Below are 18,287 nucleotides of genomic sequence, written 5' to 3' on the forward strand. Positions count from 1 at the left end.
GCTTACTGCGCGAGGTAATCGTAGACGACTTCGCCGAGGCCGAGCGTGAGGTCGGCCATGATGTGGCGCGCCTCGACGATCTCCAGCACCGGCAGGTCGGCCACCGGCGCGAGCGCGTGCGGCGCCAGATGCAGCGAGGCCGGGCCGGTCCAGGCGCCCTTCATCTGGATGTCCTGCAGGTAGTAGCGCACCAGCTCGCAGATGCGCGGGCTGCCGTCCACGTGCGGAATGATCTTCAGCAGATAGTTCGCGCCGGCCAGGCGCTGCTGCTGTTCGACGAGATCGAGTTCCTTGTGCTTGTAGCCCATGGTGCCCGTGGCGACGCGCACCGGGCCGTAGTCGAGCGTGCCGAGCAGCGTGTCGATGTGGGTTTCCAGCGTCGGCTGCGCGAGCTTCTTCGGGAATCCCCACAATTCGCGGCCGCCGGCGATCGGCGGATGATCGTTCAGGTACATCGCCAGCGTGTAGCTGCCCGGCTTGCCGTCGAACTCCACCGGAATCACCTGGCCGCTCTCGGTGTAGTCGCCGAAGCCGGTGGAATCGGGCATGCGGATGAACTCGTAGTTGACGAGCGGCTGCGTGACCTTGAGCGGCTCGGGGACGATTTCGCGCAGCCGGTCCAGATCGGTGCGATAGGTGATGATCAGGAACTCACGATTGATGAAGCGGTACGGGCCCATCGGAAAGGCGGGATTCGTGAGCGGCATCGCGAACGCGTTGGACCGGACTTGACTCGGGTTCATGCGGACTCCTGGTGGATTGCTGCTGATGGCGGGTGTCGTCATCCTATTCTGTTGCAGATCGATTGTGCGGCGCCGCAAGCGGAAAAGTTTATTGCTTAATCTGCACCACTCATGCCGTGATGCTTGCACATCGACACGCGAAACCGGATCAATCTCTGAGGCAATGCCGGATCATCCCGCGCCGACGTGACGTCCATAGGTGGACGAAGGTGAGGGAATTCGGGAGTCAGGGTGAGAGAGTACGGGATCGAATTTCGGCGCGATATGAATTTATTGTGGCGCGGAGCATTGAACTTCCGTGGTGCGGTGCCGTCGAAGTGCCGCGCCGCAGCATGCGTTTCAGGCAGCTTTCAATCGCGGCGCGTCATTACGTTTTCCTTGTCATTGCACCTCGCGCGATTCGCTCGCGACGCCGCGCGGGGTCTCCCCTTGCCCCATGCCAAACCTCGATCTCGCGATGTTCTCCGCGCTCAACGCCGGCCGCGATCCGCAGCCGGCGATCGCGCATCTGGCCGTGTTCGCGGCCGACTGGCTGGTGGGCGTGGTGCCGCTGTTGCTGGCGGCGCTCTGGCTGGCCGGTACGCGCCCGGTGCGGCGCGCGGCGATCGCGGCGGCCATGAGCGCCGGCCTCGCGCTGCTGCTCGCGCAGCTCGTGTCGCACTGCTGGTATTCGCCGCGCCCGTTCGCGCTCGGCATCGGCACGCAGCTGATCGCGCATGCGCCCGACAGCGCGTTTCCGAGCCATCACATGGCGTTCATCTGGAGCGTGGCGGCGCGGCTCTGGCTGTCGCGCACCACGCGCGCGCTCGGCGCGGCCACCGCGATCGACGCGCTGCTGGTGGCCTGGGCGCGTGTGTATGCGGGCGTTCACTGGCCGCTCGACATGGTGGGCGGCGCGCTGGCGGGCAGCGTCGCCGCGCTGCTCGTGCAGCGTTACGGCGGTGCGCTGGTGGCGCGGATCGAGCGGGCCGGGGAGGTGCTGAGAATGATCGCGACGGGCAACTTGCGTGGCCGTTGAGCGGGCCGCCGGTTGTCGGCGGAAATGAGGGCGATGAGGGCTCGGGCGGCGCGGCGTTGAGGGTTGCGCGGCGGCCGCCGGCGTGCTGCCGGTCAGCCCGGCGTGTGCGCGGCGGGCGTCTCGGGTGCCGCGTCCGGCGACGAGCCGGTGCTGCCGTGCAGTTCGAGGCTGTCGTTCGGCGCACGCTGCGCTGCTTCGCGGTCGAGCGCGCTGTCGCGCAGGATCGCGCACATCGCCACGAACAGCGCGATCGCCAGTGCCGCGAGCGTGCAATAGCCGAAGATCCGGAGCGACCGGGCCAGGGATGCGTGTGTGTGCTTGTCGGAGGTCATGTTCGGCGCCGTGGCGATGAGCATGTGCCCGCACCGGCGGACACCGCGTGGCTGCTGCACTGTTGTCCGCGGCCGGCTGGCTTCGTCGTGCTGCGCGAGGTGAGGCGGCCGATGCCGACGGCCCGCCGGTTGCGATCGCGTCGCGAGCCGGCGGGCCGTCCAGTGAGATATATACCACGCGCGGCGGCGATGTAAACGCCGCCCGCCTATTGTTCACAAGCTTACCGAACCGATGGCGACGGCACTCATGCCTCAGTCGTCGAGCGTCTCGTGGACGCCGGTCGCGCCGCGCTTCCAGTACGCCGAGGCGCGGATGCGTGACTTGTGGACGCCGCGCGCCTCGCACAGGTGCTGGCGCACCGCGCGCATCGCGGCGGCCTCGCCGGCGGCCCAGACGTAGCCGTCGCCGGACGGCAGCGGCAGGTCGCGCAGCGCGGCGACCAGCTGCGCGCCGTCGCCGGCGGCCGCGGCCGGATCGTTGCGGTAGCGCCAGATCGCGTAGACGTCGGCCTCGGTGTCGAATTCGAGCTTCGCCGATTCGTCCGCGACCTCGAGCACGATCGCCGCGCGCGTGCCGGCCGGCAGTTCCGCGAGACGCCGCGCGATCGCCGGCAGCGCGCTGTCGTCGCCGACCAGCAGATGCCAGTCGAAATCGGTCGGGACCACGAACGATCCGCGCGGGCCGCCGATCGCGAGCGTCTGGCCGACCTCGGCCTGGCCGGCCCATTGCGAAGCCGGGCCCGGATGATGCAGCACGAACTCGAGGTCCAGCTCGCGCGCGGCGCGGTCGTAACGGCGCGGCGTGAAATCACGCATGATCGGCTTCGGCGCGCCGTCGGGCAGCACCAGGCCGTTCGGGCCGAGTTCCGGCAGCGTCGGTTCGGTGTCGCCGGGCGCCGGGAAGAACACCTTGACGTGGTCGTCGAACGACGCGCTGACGAAGTCGTCGAGATCGTCGCCGCCGAGCGTGACGCGCAGCAGGTGGGGCGTGACATGGGTGATGCGCCGGACCGTCAGCACGCGGCGTTTCAGGGGGTGACGCACGCGCGTGACCGCGCGTTCGGTGGGGTTCTGCATCGATCGGATCTCCGAAGGGAAGCGGGAAGGCGAAGCGGGTCGGCTCAGGCTTGCGGCGGCATGCCGTCGATCTCGGCCGCCGCGCGGCGCAGGATCTCGGCGATGCGGCGCTGTTCGTCGGGCGCCGCCGCGCTCTTGCGGAACAGCGCCTGGCGCAGCGTCATGCGTGCTTCGACGAACTCGGGCAGCCAGCCGCCTTCCGGGGTGTCGTCGGCGGCTTCGCCGGGCTGGCCCGTCTGGCCCGTCTGGTTCGCGAACGCGCGGCGCATGAACTCCATCTTGCGGCCGAGGTGCGCGAGCTTCGCGAACAGCAGCTCGACGCGTTCGCGCTGCGCGTCCAGATGCGTGCGGCCGGCTTCGGCGAGTGCGTAGCGCTTGCGGTTGCCGTCCGCCTCCACCGTCACGTAGCCGAGTTCCTCCAGATACGTGAGCGCCGGATACACCATGCCGGGGCTCGGCACGTAGAAGCCCTGCGAGCGCGTGTCGAGCGCCTTGATCAGTTCATAGCCGTGGCTCGGCTGCTCGGCGAGCAGCGAGAGCAGCATCAGCTGCAGGTCGTCGGAATTGAACTGGCGGCCGCGCGGCATGCGCGGGTCGTCGAAACCGCCGGGGCCACCGGGGCCACCCATGCCGCCGGGGCCGCCGAAGCCATCGGAGAAGCCGCCGAAGCCGTGGCCGTGGCGACCGCCGCCGCCGCGCCGGCCGCCGACCATCGCCCAGAGGCGGAACAGGCCGTGGTGGTGCGGCTGGTGGCCTTGATGGTGGCCGTGGTGATCGTGATGATGACCGTGATGGCCGCGGTGCTCGTGGCGGCCTTCGTGGCCGGGTGCGGCGCTAGGGCCGAAGATGTCGTGGTGATGGGAACGACGCATCGTGTTCTCCTTAAGGTATGTCTTAAGATGTATCGAAAGATATATATCTAAAGATATAAGATCAAGGGGAAAATTTGGGGCGGGATGAGGGGCTTGCGGATTTCCGGCAGCGAAGCGGTGCCGGCCATACCTGTCGTCACGCGACGGGGGCTGATGCGATGCAACCGCTTCGGACGGCCCGGGTTGGTTCACGCAAAGTCTTCCGATATCGCGGGCTCTCGATAATGGAAAGGACTTGATTCACCACGGAGCGGATACCGCATTGAGGTAGCAGCGTTGCTGCCTGGTATTGAAGCCGTATTGATTTGTTTCAGTGCCGTGACATGTGCCGATAAATACAAATGCGGACGCCGAGATGGTCAGTATCGATTGGATACACCTCGGTATCTCGTGAATATCGTGCTCATCGGATCCGCTTTGGTTTCATGTGGTGCCTCGAACGAACTGTGCGAAGGTGGTCATCGGATCAGAGAACATCGGACGATGTTCGTCGTGATTACTCGACGAGAGCAATAACCGCATCGTTAGCGGCTCGAAGAAAACACTTCGGCTTTCGAAAAAGCCCGGTTTCCTTCCGAAGTCGGCATTCATTCGGCATATATCGATCGGCTGGCTATGCTAACGTCTCGTTTTCCGAGCGAGCTGTCACAATATGCCTGCCTACGTCAAACCAAGATGGTTACGGGATCTGTTACGTTTCCTTCCGTTAAAGAGCCAGTTCGTCCTGTCAGGGAATGTGCGTGATCTGCAGGCATGCGAGGTGGCACCGGATGTGGTGACGGCGCAGTCGTTGGTCAGTACGCTCGGCGACGCTTTGCGGGAGGTGGGTCATGCCCAGTTGGTCGTCTGGAATCCGGTTGCGGGTTTCACGGTGCCGGACAGTCGGGTGCCATCCATGGAGCCGGCCGATGAAACGTTGCAGCGCCTTGGGCTGACGCCGGTCGACGGCGTGGCGCCAGGCGGCATCGATGTGCTCACCGCGTGCCTCGAGCGCTTGGTCATGCTGCCGGGCCGGCCAATCGCCCTCGTCGTCGATTTTGCCTCCCGCCTGGCAATTCGCGCTGAAACGCTGAATCCTGCCGAGCACACGCTTTTTACGCGTGCGCTGGTTTTGGCGCACATGGCGGCGCCGCGTCCGGCTGGCGAATTGCGACGGCCGTTTTTCAATACCGTGATCTGGATCGTCGACAAGGAAGGGGATCTGCCGGACTGGCTGCTGATCGACAATCCGCGCATCCGGCATATTCCCGTGTCGAAACCCGACAGCGCTGCACGTCGCGCGTTGGCGGGCGCATTGCTGCGTGGCGTACCCGGTGCGCAAGCGGCCGAGCAGGACAGCTTGACGGCGGCGGAGAAGGCTTTTGTCGATGGCGCCGAGGGTTTGCTGTTGGCAGACATGAATGCAATCGCCACGCTCGCCCGAGTCGAGCAGGTTCCCGTCGAAAAGATCGCCGATGCCGTACGGCGCTACAAGGTCGGCGTGACCGAGGACCCTTGGCAGCAGATCGAGCGCGACAAGATTCGTCATGCCGAGACCTTCGTTCGGCAGCGCGTCAAAGGCCAGGCGCATGCGGTCACGCACATGCTCGATCTCGTCAAGCGCGCCATGACGGGAGTCGGAGCCCAGCGCAAAGGTAACCGGCCGCGTGGGGTGGCATTCCTGGCAGGCCCGACCGGCGTCGGGAAAACGGAGCTTGCCAAGACCATCACAAGCCTGTTGTTCAGTGATGAAAGCGCTTACATCCGTTTTGACATGTCGGAGTTCAGCGCCGAGCACGCCGACCAACGGCTGATCGGCGCGCCGCCCGGCTATGTCGGCTATGACGTTGGTGGAGAACTGACGAATGCGATTCGCGAGCGTCCATTCAGTGTGGTGCTGTTCGATGAAATCGAAAAAGCGCATCCGCGCATTCTCGACAAGTTCCTGCAGATTCTCGATGACGGTGTGCTGACATCGGGGCGCGGCGATCGAGTCTATTTCTCCGAGGCACTGATCATCTTCACCTCGAACCTCGGCATCTATCGTCAGGACGAATCGGGTCTGCGCGTGCCGAATGTCCAGCCGGGTGAGGATTTTGCGGAGATCCAGAAAAAGGTGCTCAGCGAGATTCAGCAACATTTCAAGCTGGTCCTGAATCGGCCGGAAATCCTGAACCGTATCGGCGAGAACGTCATCGTCTTCGATTTTATTCGCGAGGATGTCGCGATCGATATCTTCGAGCAGATGATTCGTGGTGTGCTCGACGACGTCATGGCCCAAGGCATCAGCGTCGATCTGGACATGGAGTCGAGGATGGCGCTCCAGTCGCTATGCCTCGGCGATCTCTCCAATGGCGGGCGCGGTATCCGCAACCAGATCGAGGCGCATCTGCTCAATCCGTTGGCGCGCGGTCTGTTCGATCAGGACGCGAACGCGGGCGACCGGTTCGTCATCACGGGCATCAACTCGGGCACTTTTCAACTGCAGAAGCGTTAGTCCATGGACATCCGCGTTTCACGCCTGCATTTCCCTGTCACGACGCTCGGCCCGGGACGGCGCGTCGGAATCTGGTTTCAGGGGTGCTCGATTCGATGCCCGGGTTGCATTTCGATGGATACCTGGGCAAGCGTCGGGGGCGATACCACGGTCGGTGCCGTGCTGGCACAAGTCGGGACGTGGCTGCCTGATGTCGATGGCATCACGATTTCCGGCGGCGAGCCGTTCGATCAACCCGAGGCGCTGCTCGCGCTTCTGCAAGGCCTGCGGCAGCTATCAGCCTGCGACGTCCTCGTCTACAGCGGCTATGCGATCGAATCCCTGGCTGCCACCTTGGCCCGAGCCGACGGCCTGATCGATGCGTTGATTTCCGAACCGTTCGACATGGCCGTCCCGCAGACGCGTCCATTGCGGGGTAGCGACAATCAACGCTTGCATTGCCTGACCCCTCTCGGTCACACGCGTTTTGCACAGTACGAGCACGCTTCACGCAACGGCGGCAGGGTGCTGGATGTGATGTTCGACGAGGATGGCAGCGTCTGGTTCGCGGGGATACCGGAACGGGGCGACTTTCAACGCTTGAGAGACCTATTGACCGATCAGGGCCATCAGGTCCGGATCAGCGCCGACAAGGCGAAAAACAGATAAGACAGGAAATGTCAGCCATGATGCGTTTTTGTCCAAATTGCCGGACCGAGCGGCCGGTCAACGAATGGTTCTGCGGCGGCACGGTCGATGGTGCCGCCTGCGGCTGGGATCTGTCGAGCCTACCGATCAGGGCGCCCGGATGGCGCCCGCAGGATGTGATCACGGCCGACGAGGTGGTCAACCAGCAGGTGGTACCTGTCGAATCCGGCGCCGCAGCCAGCGCGCAGCGGTCCTGCCTGAATGGCCATCTAATGAACGATGGCGACTTGATGTGCCTCGAATGCGGCGCGGATTTAGCCGTGCAGGCCGACGCGCGGTGGCCAGATAACGGCGTTGGTGATAACCACGGTTTGGGGCATTCCACTGCGACAGAGCCTCCCCCGGATCCGGCCGAGGAGACACGGATCGATGGTTGGCGATTGCTACGTCAGATTTCGAGTACGGACGGCGTGCGTGAGCGTTACGTCGCGCAGCATGACGAGACTGGCCGGCAGGCGGTTCTGACGCTGTACCGGCCTGGAGCGGAACCGGATCCGGCAATTTACGACGTGGTTCGCCGCCTGCCGCGCGAGCATGTCCCGGAAATTATCGCCACTGGACGCTGGGATCAACGCGCCTACGAAGTCGCTGAAGAACTGAGCGGCGGGACGCTGGCGGATCTGGGCGTGGCGGTACGTGACATCGCGACGATCCGGCATGTGGTCGACGAGCTCGGCCAAGCCCTGCAGGCGTTTTCGGATGTCGGCCTGCGGCATCGCGATCTGAGACCGGGCACGTTGCTGGTGCGTAGCCATGAACCGCTGGACCTCGTGATCAGCGGCTTCGGCTCGGCACGGCTGTCCGAATTCGATCTCGACATCGTCTCACCGCTCGAAACGACACGCTACATGGCGCCCGAGGCCATCGCGGGTGGTGTTGCCGCGGCGTCCGACTGGTGGAGCCTCGGCATGATCCTGCTCGAGCAGCTTACCGACGGTCGCTGCTTCGAGGGCATCAACCCGCGTGCCTTCCTGATTCATGTGCTGGCCAACGGCGTCACGCTGCCGGACAATCTGGATCCATCGCTTCACCTGCTGCTGCGTGGCCTGCTGGCACGCGATCGGCACCAACGCTGGCAATGGTCGCAAGTCAAGGCGTGGCTTGACGGCAAGCCGGTGGATGCACCGGTGGCGACGGGCGTCGATTCCGACGACGGTGAGGGGGCCAGTATCGCGTTAGGGGCACGGCAATATCGCAGGCCGGCTCTCTTTGCGCTCGCCGCGGCGGAGCGCGAGAACTGGGATACGGCCCGCGATCACTTGAATCGCGGTGTCGTGCTGACGTGGGCGGAGCAGGCCGGTATCGGTGCAAAAGCGCTAGCCGGCCTCCGCCAGGTGATGCAGCTCGATGGGGTCGACGACGATTGTCGTCTGATGATCGCGCTCAAGCTGTTGAATCCCGACATGCCGCTCATTCTGCGCGGCGACATCGTCACCCCCGGCTGGCTGCTGCAAAACCCGCTGGAAGGCTATGACCTGATTACCGGGCCGATACCCACGTTCCTCGAGCGGCTGGGGACGGAAAGCTGGCTGTCGCGACTACGCTCGCGGGCCGAGGAGGTACGACACCGGGCTGGCCATCTCGGTGTCGAACTGGACGAGGACATGGTGCGCATCGCGCTGCTGTCCACCTCGCGTGCCCAATTGGCGGCACAGTGGGAGGCGCGGCGCCTGTTGTTGCCGGATTCGGATCATCATGGCCTGCTGTCGTTGTCCGAACGCCGCATCCTCAGTGAGGAGGATCTTATCGTCCTGCTGAGCGCGGCCATTTCCCAATTCCGCTCGGTCGATGAAATCCTCGAGCAGGCCGCCGTCATCGCTGAACGCGAGCAGATCCTGGCGTTTGATCGCCAGGCGGCCCAGGTTGCCCTAGCGCTGCCGCGCGTCGAGCTGTTTCGCTCCGTTGACGACCGGATTGCCGGATTTGCGCGCACGGGCAATTCAACAGTCGATGCATGGGCAGAGCAATTTCGTCTCGAACGCCGCCTGCCACTGCACGAAGTGATCGTGCTGTTGTCGGTGCCTGCGGAGCAGTGGCTGGAACCACAGAAGCAGCAGTATGTGTCGCAGATTCTCGACTTCTTCGAGAAGAAGGTTGCCACTACCGTCTTGCGCGGTCCACTGGTTCGCATGACCATCGGCAAGACTACGGGCAGGATCGATCTCAACGAATTGAACGGCGAGCGATTCGCCAGTGCCGCGTTGCTCGATCACCTGCTTCAGCGCAACGTGCAGACGGTGTCGGTAGACCCGGCCGTGTTTGGCGCGAGCGGAACGCTGGAAGGTCGACTGAACACGCTGTATCGACAGACCTCGCTCTACAAGCGCGATACCGGCATCGACGGGCTCTATCTGGGTTTCCCGTTCGTGCTTTGCAAGGACCACCGCAGCACGACGCGTCCCCGTATTGCTCCCGTCCTGTTGTGGCCGGTCAGGCTGCTGATGGAGCTCGGCACCCGTGGACAGGTTGCGATGGCCTTCGACGGCGAGCGGGAGGAAGTCCGCCTGAATCCGGCGCTCGAGGGCCTGTTCGGACGCGAAGCGGTCAAGGCATGGCGTGTCGCGGCTGACGAGGTACTCGGCCGTTCCGCGCTGAAGGCTGCCGATGTCGTCGATGCCTTCGGCCTGCTGGCCGAGGTGGCGAGCCGCAAGCTCGGCGCGTTGCCGCCGCCGACCATCGACCTGCCGGTTGGCACGATGCGCATTGCTTGTGCCGGCGTGCTCTTCCATGTCGATTTCGCCGGGCAGGCCATTGGAGAAGACCTGCGTCAGCTCAAACAATTGTCGCCCTCGGGTACGGCGCTGGAGTCGATGTTGAGGCTCAAGGACAAGTCGGCCTACGATGCGCCCGAAGCGGCCGCGACGGAGCTCGACCGACTCCTGACGGTGGCGAGCGATCCGTCTCAGGAAACGGCAATTCTGCAGGCGCGGCAGGGACCAGGATTGCTGGTTGAAGGGCCTCCTGGTACCGGCAAGAGCCAGACGATCGTCAACATGGTTGCCGACGCGATCGGACGGGGCCGCAGCCTGTTGATCGTGTGTCAGAAGCATGCGGCGCTAGAGGTCGTGCGCAAGCGCCTGGTCGCGGAAGGGCTGGGTGATCGCATCGTGATGGTCAATGACGTCAACAAGGACCGCGAGCCGACTATCCGCGCCGTCCGCGAGCAACTGGATGCGATTTTTCGTGGCACGGCGCTCGATCATGGCGTGATCCGTCAGCGCGAACGCATGGCCGCGAGGATCGAGACGCTGGAGGGGGAACTGGATCGCCAGCACATGGCGCTTCATCGCGTCGACGAGTCGACCGGCCTCAGCTATCGGGCATTGCTCGCCGAGCTGATCCGGCTCGAGGCAGGTACGCCGCCGATCAGTGTGCCGCAACTGCGCACGTTGCTGGCCGCGCTCGATATATCGGCACTGACGACGCTGGAGGAACACTGCGCGCCCTTGGCGCGTTACTGGCTGCCGGCGAAATTCGAGGGCAGCGCGCTGGCTCAATTGACCTCGTTCTCGACGGACGCGGATACGATCGGGGCGTTCCGTGCGCGGTTCGCGGATTTTTGCGAGGCGGAGCGCCTGCGCACCGAGACGCTCGCCGCCCACCCTGCCCGCTTCGAAGTGGACGACCCCGCACCCTATCGGAAGTGGCTCGATACCAATGCCGGCCGTCTCGTCGCACTGGACGACGTCCAACGCAAGCGGCTTGCGCAATGGCTGCCGCTATTTCGTCCGGCCGATCAGGCCGACGCGGAAGGTCACCGGCATCATGCGTCGCTCAGTAGACTCCATCGCGATCTGCTGGCGGTCGATATCAGCGGTTTCGACGCCACGCTGTCAGATGCCGTCGCGAGCACGTCAGATCAGGACCTCGACCGACTCGAAAGCCAGGCCGCACTCGCGACGCGCGCGCCGTCCTTGTTGAGTCGTCTGAATCCCGTCACCTACCTGCGACGCGGGCGCCTGATGAAATTCGTCGCCGGTTGCGGCGCACCCGCGACGGACGAGACGCTGCGCAAACTGCTGGCAGCCGCGCGGCTCGAGCAGGTCTGGCGGCCGTTGCGTCACACGTTGAACACGATCAGTCGGGCATTGCATCTCGAAGCGGTCGACCCTGCATGTGGGCCGGCGCTTGCCGATGCCTGCCTTACCCGCTTGCGCCAGTTCGAGGAAATTCGCGAGCTCGCGCAGCATCTCGCGATCGCGCCGCGCGGCGATGAATTCGATTCGGCTGTGATGACGGGGGATCGGGCACCGGTTGAGCAGTTGCTCGACGGTTTCGAGACGGCGTTCATCCGCCACAACGCACGCCAACACAGTCTTCAGGCGTTGAGGCTGATCGAGGAGTGGTGCTCGGCAGAACTCGTTGCGGCCTGTCGTCAGGCGATCGGCGACAACGTCAGCTACCAGGCGCCGTTGAATCGGATCGGCGATGCCTTGCCGACGTTGGCTGCCTATCAGCAGTTCCGTACTCGAGCCAGGCATGTCACGGCCGAAGCACTAGGCGTGTTCGCCATCCTGCGCGACCACGAGGATGCGCTTGCTCGCCTGCCGCTCGATCATCTCGACGAGGCGGTGCGGCGGATGATCAATCGTGAAGCTCGGCTCGGCTGGAAGCGGCGCATGGAGCAGGATAACCCCGAGTTGCTGCTCGACCAGAGCGAGACCGCTTCGAAAATCGACGCGCTGGCGGCGGCCGATGAGGAAATGCGGCGCCTGAATCGCGAGATGCTGCGCAACGGCATCGACCGCGGCAAGCTGGGTTCGGCACGAGATTGGGAAGATGTCACGCGTTTGACGGGGCGACGCTCCCGGCGTCTGCGCGAATTCATCGAGCTTGGCAGCGGGCTGGGCCTGATGACGTTGCGTCCGGTCTGGCTGATGAATCCCGATGTGGCCAGCCGCGTGCTGCCACTGAAGTCGGGTTTGTTTGATTCCGTCGTCTATGACGAAGCCTCCCAGATGCCCGTCGAGTATGCGATTCCAACGCTGTTTCGCGGCAACCTGTCGGTCGTCAGCGGCGACGAGAAGCAGATGCCTCCGACGGCGTTCTTTGCGAGCCGAACGGATAGCGACGAGACAGAGATCTTCGACGGTGAGCAGCCTGACGACACGGCGACCGAAGATGAGCGTGAGCGCTTTGAGGACACCTGGAATCGACGCGAAATCAAGGATTGCCCCGATCTGCTGCAACTGGCGCGTAGCGCACTGCCGGTATCGACGCTGCAGATCCACTATCGTTCGGCGTATCGCGAACTGATCGGCTATTCGAACGCGGCGTTTTACGAGAACAACCTCAGCGTGCCGGTTCGCCATCCCGATGCCACGGTGCGCGAGGTCAAGCCGCTCGAGCTCATTCAGGTAAATGGTCTTTATGAACAGCAGACCAACGGCGACGAGGCGGATCGCGTTGTCGACTATCTGGCGCAACTCTGGCAACAGCCTTACGCGCAGCGGCCTTCGGTCGGCGTGGTGACGTTCAATCGCAAGCAGGCCGACCTTATCCTCGAACGCCTGGCGTTGCGGGCGGAAACCGATGAAGCGTTTCGCGACGCCTATCGTGAAGAACTGGAGCGCACCGATCGCGGCGAGGATATGGCCGTATTCGTGAAGAACGTCGAGAATGTGCAGGGTGACGAGCGCGACACGATCGTCTTCTCCACGACCTTCGGCCGTAACGGTCAGGGCACGTTCCGTCGCTTCTTCGGCGTGCTTGGTCAGAGTGGCGGCGAGCGACGTCTGAACGTGGCCGTCACGCGCGCTCGCCACAAGATCGTGCTCGTTACCTCGATGCCGATCCGTGAAATTTCCGACATGCTCGCTACGCAGCGTAAGCCGGCGATTCCGCGTGACTATCTTCAGGGCTATATGGAATATGCCCGCGCCATGTCGAACGGCGAATTGCCTGCTGGTCGTGCCTTGTTGAGCCGCATGAGCAGCGAACGGGCGCATGCGAAATTACGACAAACGGGTGCTTCCGACGGCTTCGCGAGCGAGGTGCTTGCTTATCTCGAAGGGCTCGGGCTGACGCCGGTACCTGCGCAGGAAGGCGACGCTTTCGGGCTTGATTTCGCAATCGCGAACCCCGAGACCGGTCTGTACGCCATCGGCATCGAGTGCGATGCGCCGCGTCATCCCTTGCTCGAACATGCGCGAGCACGGGAGATCTGGCGTCCGTCCGTGCTGGGACGGGCCATTCCGAAGCTGCATCGTGTTTCGTCGCAAGCCTGGTATCACGAACCCGATGCGGAGAAGGCCCGCCTGAAGAGCGCCGTGGAGTTTGCCCTGACCCAAGAGGAAGCGGCATGAGCGGCCCGAAAGTGGTGCGTATCGTGACGCGTGAGGAAATCACCGCGATCTGCGAGGGACATCTGCAGCGTCTCGAACAGGCCATTGCGACGTGGATCGCCGAGGGGCAGCGTACCGGCATGCTGTCGGACGAGGAGATCGCAGCGACCCGGGCACGCCAGAAGACACTGACCGCATTGCTTGCCGCTGATGCATTCATGGACTTGCAGAAGAAGGTGCCCGACGAGATCGCCTTCCTGAAGGCAGATCTCGCGCGGCGCCAGCAGGCGGCGGTGGAGCAGGCTGAACAGGCAATGAAGCGTCGGCGGCAGGGACGGCATGGTGCCGCGACGTTGCTCGATGCGCTGGAGGCGAAAGGTATCGAGATCCCGGCCGAAGTTCGCGGACAACTCGATCGCTTGCGTTCGGGAGAGGTGCTCGACAATGCCGATGCTGTGCTCGCAAAAGGGTTTGCGCTATTGGTGCCCAGCCGGACGCCAATGCTCAGTGAAGCGCAACGGGCACTGGCGGATCGCTTGATGCCAACTGAGGCGGTAACGGATTTTCAGGCCTGGAAAGTCGCGCAATTGGCGCAGGCCCGCGATCCGGCGATCGATCGCCTCGACCGGCGAATCGGTGAGGCGCGGGTGTTTTTGGACGCGTCCGCGGTCGAGGGTTTTGCGTCGCGGCTCGACGTCCTGGAGGACGAGGCGAACGTTGCACGCAAAAGCCTGTTGCTCGACAGCCTGATCCTCGATCTGTCGAGTGCTGTCGAGGCGGCCCGCGCGCGGCGCGCGGCGATTGCCGTATTGGAGGAGCTGACGGCGGAGATTCGCTCGCACGATGCGGCTGACGCGGTAGCCTTTGTCGAACGTGCTCGACAGTGTGATCTAGCCACTTCCCCCGATGTCGTCGCCGAACTGACCGGAGCCGGTCAGGATCTGATCGCGCGGATGCGGCAGCAGCAGGCCGCGGCTGCGCGGCGCAACGCAATTCTTAACGGCCTCGCGCGACTCGGCTACGAAGTCCACGACGGTATGAGCACCGCATGGGCTAAGGATGGCCGCGTGGTCGTCAAGAAATCTTCACTGCCCGGCTATGGCGTCGAAGTGGGGGGGCAAGCGCAAGCTGGTCGCCTGCAGGTCCGGGCAGTCTCCTTGACCGCGAATCGCGACGTTGCACGCGACAAGGACGTGGAGACACTCTGGTGCGGCGAGTTTGGCCGATTGCAGGCCTTGTTGGCAGAGCATGGCGACGATCTGTTGATCGAACGCGCGATGGGCGTCGGCGAAGTGCCGCTCAAGGTCGTTGCCGATATGGACGACAGGTCCGACACGGGGTCAGCCAGTCGGGCCATGGATTGAATCGGTGCAAGGATAGGCGGCCCGGCCACGGTAGTTACCATGCGCCGGATCCGTTGATCATGAGCGATTTAATTGCTCTTTTCCGGAACTAACGGCTGGGAGCCGAGTGAATCCGTAAACTGGCCGATACGCTCACCATAGGCGTGGCGCAGGCAGTCCAGATCCCGACCGCATCGATGTCGTGCGGCGACCCAGTCCGATTCCGATTGACGAAGCGTTTCCGGATCGGAAATGGTGCGTAGCGCGGCCGAATATAACTGTGCAAGCCTTCGATCCATTGCCGCCAGACCGGGGTCGTGGCAGATAGCCGACTCGTCGTCCTGTGATGCACGTGAACAGTCGAAACTGGTCGCAAACGTCGGATCTGGAACGGCACCGGTAGCAGGCGCCTCGGGGGCGTCATTACTTGTCGTGGATATTTCAGGAGATCGCTGGTCCGTGTCTGCCATATGGGGCTCGGATGGCGCCGATGCCTGCACTTCGGGCGCCGGCGTGTCGCGGCTTTCCGATACGGTCGGAGCAGGAGTCGTTTGCGCGGTGGCGCGCTCCTCGCTGTTCGCCTCGTTCCGAATTGGCGAGGATTGCACCGGTTCGACGTCTGAATTGAACAGGCGGTTGACAAGCAGGCCAACCAGGAAAATGCCAATTCCGCACAACAAAATCTTGCCCGCCTGTCCGAAGTTTCTCGTATCGGGGGCGTTATTCTTATAGCCGGTCTTGAATCGCCGATCGACCTTGCGCGTGTCCATAAAGCCGCTAATCCCGATCAACGATGCGAGCGCACCGATTCCGATCAGGCTATTGCCCAGCATCGTCATGTGATTCCCCGTGGCAAAGCTGCGGATGAGTTTGCCGTTGTTTGATATATTTTATTCGCGCTTCCTGCGCGGATGATACCCGAGTCAATCGATACGATGTCGATGTTTGTGCGTGATATCACATTGCCATTGAATTTCATTCTCCGGTCATTTGTGCCTTGTACAGAGATGGATGTGTAATGTCTTGTGCATTCATTGTCACGATTCTCTTTCGGCAGATATCGCGGTCGCTGATCGCGCACCGGTCCTCATGGAGGGGGCCAGTGAGCCATGATCAGAATCGGGCTGCGATGGTGTCGGACTATAGCGGCAGGAGGCTCGACGTTGAGTTGCCGCCATGAGGCTGGACCGCGATGTCGGCTTGTGATCGAGCCCCGCTTCTAGCCGTTTCCTTGCCGAGGATCGCCGGCAGGCCAAAAAAATCGATCTTTTTTCGCAGGAGTTGACCTGCACGATTGAACGATTCGTTCGATTGCCAAATGCTATCGATTGCGAAGGCGGCGTCGCGAATCGATGGTCAAACGCCGGGTCGCTCCGGCATTGCCCCGCATCTTCGACATGATCCGCCCGGCGCCCGGCGTTCCGGTTTTGTTCTAAGTAAGCACTGCAAACCAAAGTCGAACGCCGTGCTCTCGTCTGTCCGGCGCATTCGGCTTGACACGCCTCTTGCCGCTGTTATGGAATGAACGAGGCACGCCGGGCCGCTGGCACCACGAAAGACGGGCGACGCGCAGCAGGCCGAGGCATCGGCATGGCGGCTGCGAATCTCAACCCGCACCCGCGGTGTCGCCAACCGGCTTCGTGATGGACGCGATGGTTTCGCCTGGGCAGGCGCTGGCCCGGCACGCTGGCCATTCGAAAAACATAAATGCTCAACACGGATCTCGACGAATGGCCAATTTATCCAGTCTATTGATCACCCACCCCGAAATCGCGCTGTTCGCGAGCCTCGCGCTCGGCCATCTGATCGGCTCGGTGCGGCTCGGGCCGCTCTCGCTCGGCGGCGTGTGCGGCACGCTGATCGTCGCGCTGCTGCTCGGCCAGACCGGCGCGCGGCTCACGCCGGACCTCAAGAACATCGCGTTCGCGCTGTTCATCTTCGCGCTCGGCTTCACGGGCGGCCCGCAGTTCTTCGCCAACGTCGGCCGCGGCTGGCGCTACGGGGCGCTGTCGCTGATCGAGGTGCTGACGGTGCTCGCGCTGGTGCTCGGGGCGGCCTGGTGGCTGCGGCTCGACGCCGGCACGGCGGCCGGGCTGCTGGCCGGCGCGGCGACCGAATCGGCGGTGATCGGTACCGCTTCCGAAGCGATCTCGCGGCTCGGCCTGGCCGCGTCCGACATCACGCGCCTGCAGGCGAACATCGCCACCGCCTACAGCGTCAGCTACCTGTTCGGCCTCGTCACGATCGTGCTGTTCACGAGCCAGCTCGCGCCGCTGCTGCTGCGTGTGGACCTGCGCGCCGAGGCGCTGCGCGTCTGGCGCAAGCTCGGCGGCGACGGCGCGCTCGCCGACGGCCAGTGGCCGGCCGCGCCGGGGCTGGTCGGGCGTGCGTTTCGGGTGGATGCGCAGGCGAGCGTGGCGGGCGCGACGGTCGGCGAGCTGGAGGCGCGCCACGGCGGCAACCTGACCGTCGAGCAGGTGCTGCGCGGCGGCGAGCGGCGGGCCGCGCATCCCGGTTTCGTGCTCGCGGCGGACGACGTGGTGCTGGTGGCGGGGCGCCGCGACGCGGTGGTGGCGGCGGCGCCGATGATCGGCGAGGAAGTGGCGGGCGACGGCTTCGGCGTGCTGTATTCGCAGCGCGTGGACGTGATGCTCACGCGCCGCGAGGCCGACGGGCTCACGCTGCGCGAAGTGCGCGCGCGGGCCGAGCCGGACCAGGCGCGCGGCGTGTACGTGGAGGCGGTGTCGCGCATGGACGCGACGATTCCCGCGCTGCCCGGCACCGAGCTGCGGCGCGGCGACGTGCTCACGCTGATCGGCGCGCCGACCGACGTGGCGCGCGGCGCCAGCGCGCTCGGCTACGTGGTGCGCGCCACCCAGAAGACCGACTTCGTCTATCTCGCGCTGGGCGTGATCGCCGGCATGGCGATCGGGCGGCTCGGCGTGCGGCTCGGCGACGTGTCGATCGCGCTCGGCACGGGCGGCGGCTGCCTGCTGTCGGGGCTGCTGTTCGGCTGGCTGCGCGCGCGCACGCCGCGCTTCGGCGCGCTGCCGTCGGCGGCCGCGCAGATCCTCAAGGACTTCGGGCTCGCCACCTTCATCGCGGCGGTGGGCCTGTCGGCCGGCCCGGACGCGATCCGGCTGGTGCGCGAGTTCGGGCTCGCGCTGCCGCTGGCGGGCATCGCGATGGTGCTGGTGCCGGGGCTGCTGTCGCTGTGGATCGGGCGCACATGGCTCAAGCTCGACCCGCCGATGCTGCTCGGCGCGATCGCGGGCCAGCAATGCAGCACGCCGGCCATCAGCACGCTGGTGGGCGTGACCGGCAACGCGACGCCCGTGATCGGCTACACGATCACCTATGCGATCTCGAACGTGTTGCTGCCGCTGATGGGGCCGGTCGTGGTCGGCCTGGTGGCGAAGCTGGCCTGACGCGGCGGCAGGGGCGGCTCGCGCCAT

Annotated in this window: 11 protein-coding genes; 6 read left to right on the top strand and 5 right to left on the bottom strand. The window is 64.5% G+C overall.

Going from position 1 to position 18,287, the window contains the following annotated elements:
* Positions 1-2: 2 nt before the first annotated feature.
* Positions 3-743: an acetoacetate decarboxylase gene (locus BpN12_RS00120; protein ID WP_042626820.1), complete on the bottom strand. Its 741-nt coding sequence runs from the start codon at positions 741-743 to the stop codon at positions 3-5.
* 436 nt (positions 744-1,179) lie between these two features.
* Between BpN12_RS00120 and BpN12_RS00125 the strand changes: the two genes are divergently transcribed.
* Positions 1,180-1,761 (top strand): phosphatase PAP2 family protein, encoded by a 582-nt coding sequence (locus BpN12_RS00125; RefSeq protein ID WP_246793275.1) that lies wholly within the window; start codon positions 1,180-1,182, stop codon positions 1,759-1,761.
* A 92-nt stretch (positions 1,762-1,853) separates the two neighbouring features.
* Here BpN12_RS00125 and BpN12_RS00130 read toward each other — a convergent pair whose 3' ends face one another.
* The 3 genes from BpN12_RS00130 to BpN12_RS00140 form a co-directional block, all read right to left on the bottom strand.
* Complete coding sequence (locus tag BpN12_RS00130) at positions 1,854-2,093, bottom strand: hypothetical protein (RefSeq protein ID WP_246794731.1); 240 nt, start codon at positions 2,091-2,093, stop codon at positions 1,854-1,856.
* A gap of 252 nt (positions 2,094-2,345) precedes the next feature.
* Positions 2,346-3,170: a siderophore-interacting protein gene (locus BpN12_RS00135; protein ID WP_246793276.1), complete on the bottom strand. Its 825-nt coding sequence runs from the start codon at positions 3,168-3,170 to the stop codon at positions 2,346-2,348.
* 44 nt (positions 3,171-3,214) lie between these two features.
* Positions 3,215-3,883, bottom strand: a complete 669-nt coding sequence (locus BpN12_RS00140; RefSeq protein ID WP_246794732.1) for a PadR family transcriptional regulator — start codon at positions 3,881-3,883, stop codon at positions 3,215-3,217.
* 811 nt (positions 3,884-4,694) lie between these two features.
* On the opposite strand from BpN12_RS00140, the gene BpN12_RS00145 reads away from it, so the two are divergent.
* From BpN12_RS00145 to BpN12_RS00160, 4 genes are read left to right on the top strand one after another with little or no spacing between them, the layout of a single operon-like run.
* Positions 4,695-6,518 carry an AAA family ATPase gene (locus BpN12_RS00145; RefSeq protein WP_246793277.1) on the top strand — a complete coding sequence of 608 codons (1,824 nt, stop codon included), beginning with the start codon at positions 4,695-4,697 and terminating at the stop codon, positions 6,516-6,518.
* 3 nt (positions 6,519-6,521) lie between these two features.
* Positions 6,522-7,166, top strand: a complete 645-nt coding sequence (locus tag BpN12_RS00150) for a 4Fe-4S single cluster domain-containing protein (protein WP_246793278.1) — start codon at positions 6,522-6,524, stop codon at positions 7,164-7,166.
* Between the two features lie 17 nt (positions 7,167-7,183).
* Positions 7,184-13,510 carry an AAA domain-containing protein gene (locus BpN12_RS00155; protein ID WP_246793279.1) on the top strand — a complete coding sequence of 2,109 codons (6,327 nt, stop codon included), beginning with the start codon at positions 7,184-7,186 and terminating at the stop codon, positions 13,508-13,510.
* Positions 13,507-14,853 carry a hypothetical protein gene (locus BpN12_RS00160; protein WP_246793280.1) on the top strand — a complete coding sequence of 449 codons (1,347 nt, stop codon included), beginning with the start codon at positions 13,507-13,509 and terminating at the stop codon, positions 14,851-14,853. Before BpN12_RS00155 ends, BpN12_RS00160 begins: the two co-directional genes overlap by 4 nt.
* A 68-nt stretch (positions 14,854-14,921) precedes the next feature.
* On the opposite strand, the gene BpN12_RS00165 is transcribed toward BpN12_RS00160, so the two are convergent.
* Positions 14,922-15,671, bottom strand: coding sequence for a lysozyme inhibitor LprI family protein (locus BpN12_RS00165; protein ID WP_246793281.1), 750 nt, complete (start codon positions 15,669-15,671; stop codon positions 14,922-14,924).
* Between the two features lie 891 nt (positions 15,672-16,562).
* Here BpN12_RS00165 and aspT point away from each other — a divergent pair.
* Complete coding sequence (aspT, locus tag BpN12_RS00170) at positions 16,563-18,260, top strand: aspartate-alanine antiporter (RefSeq protein WP_246793282.1); 1,698 nt, start codon at positions 16,563-16,565, stop codon at positions 18,258-18,260.
* The last annotated feature ends 27 nt before the right edge of the window (positions 18,261-18,287 follow it).

Source organism: Burkholderia perseverans, assembly GCF_022870505.1.
In the GTDB taxonomy this organism is placed as follows: domain Bacteria; phylum Pseudomonadota; class Gammaproteobacteria; order Burkholderiales; family Burkholderiaceae; genus Burkholderia; species Burkholderia plantarii.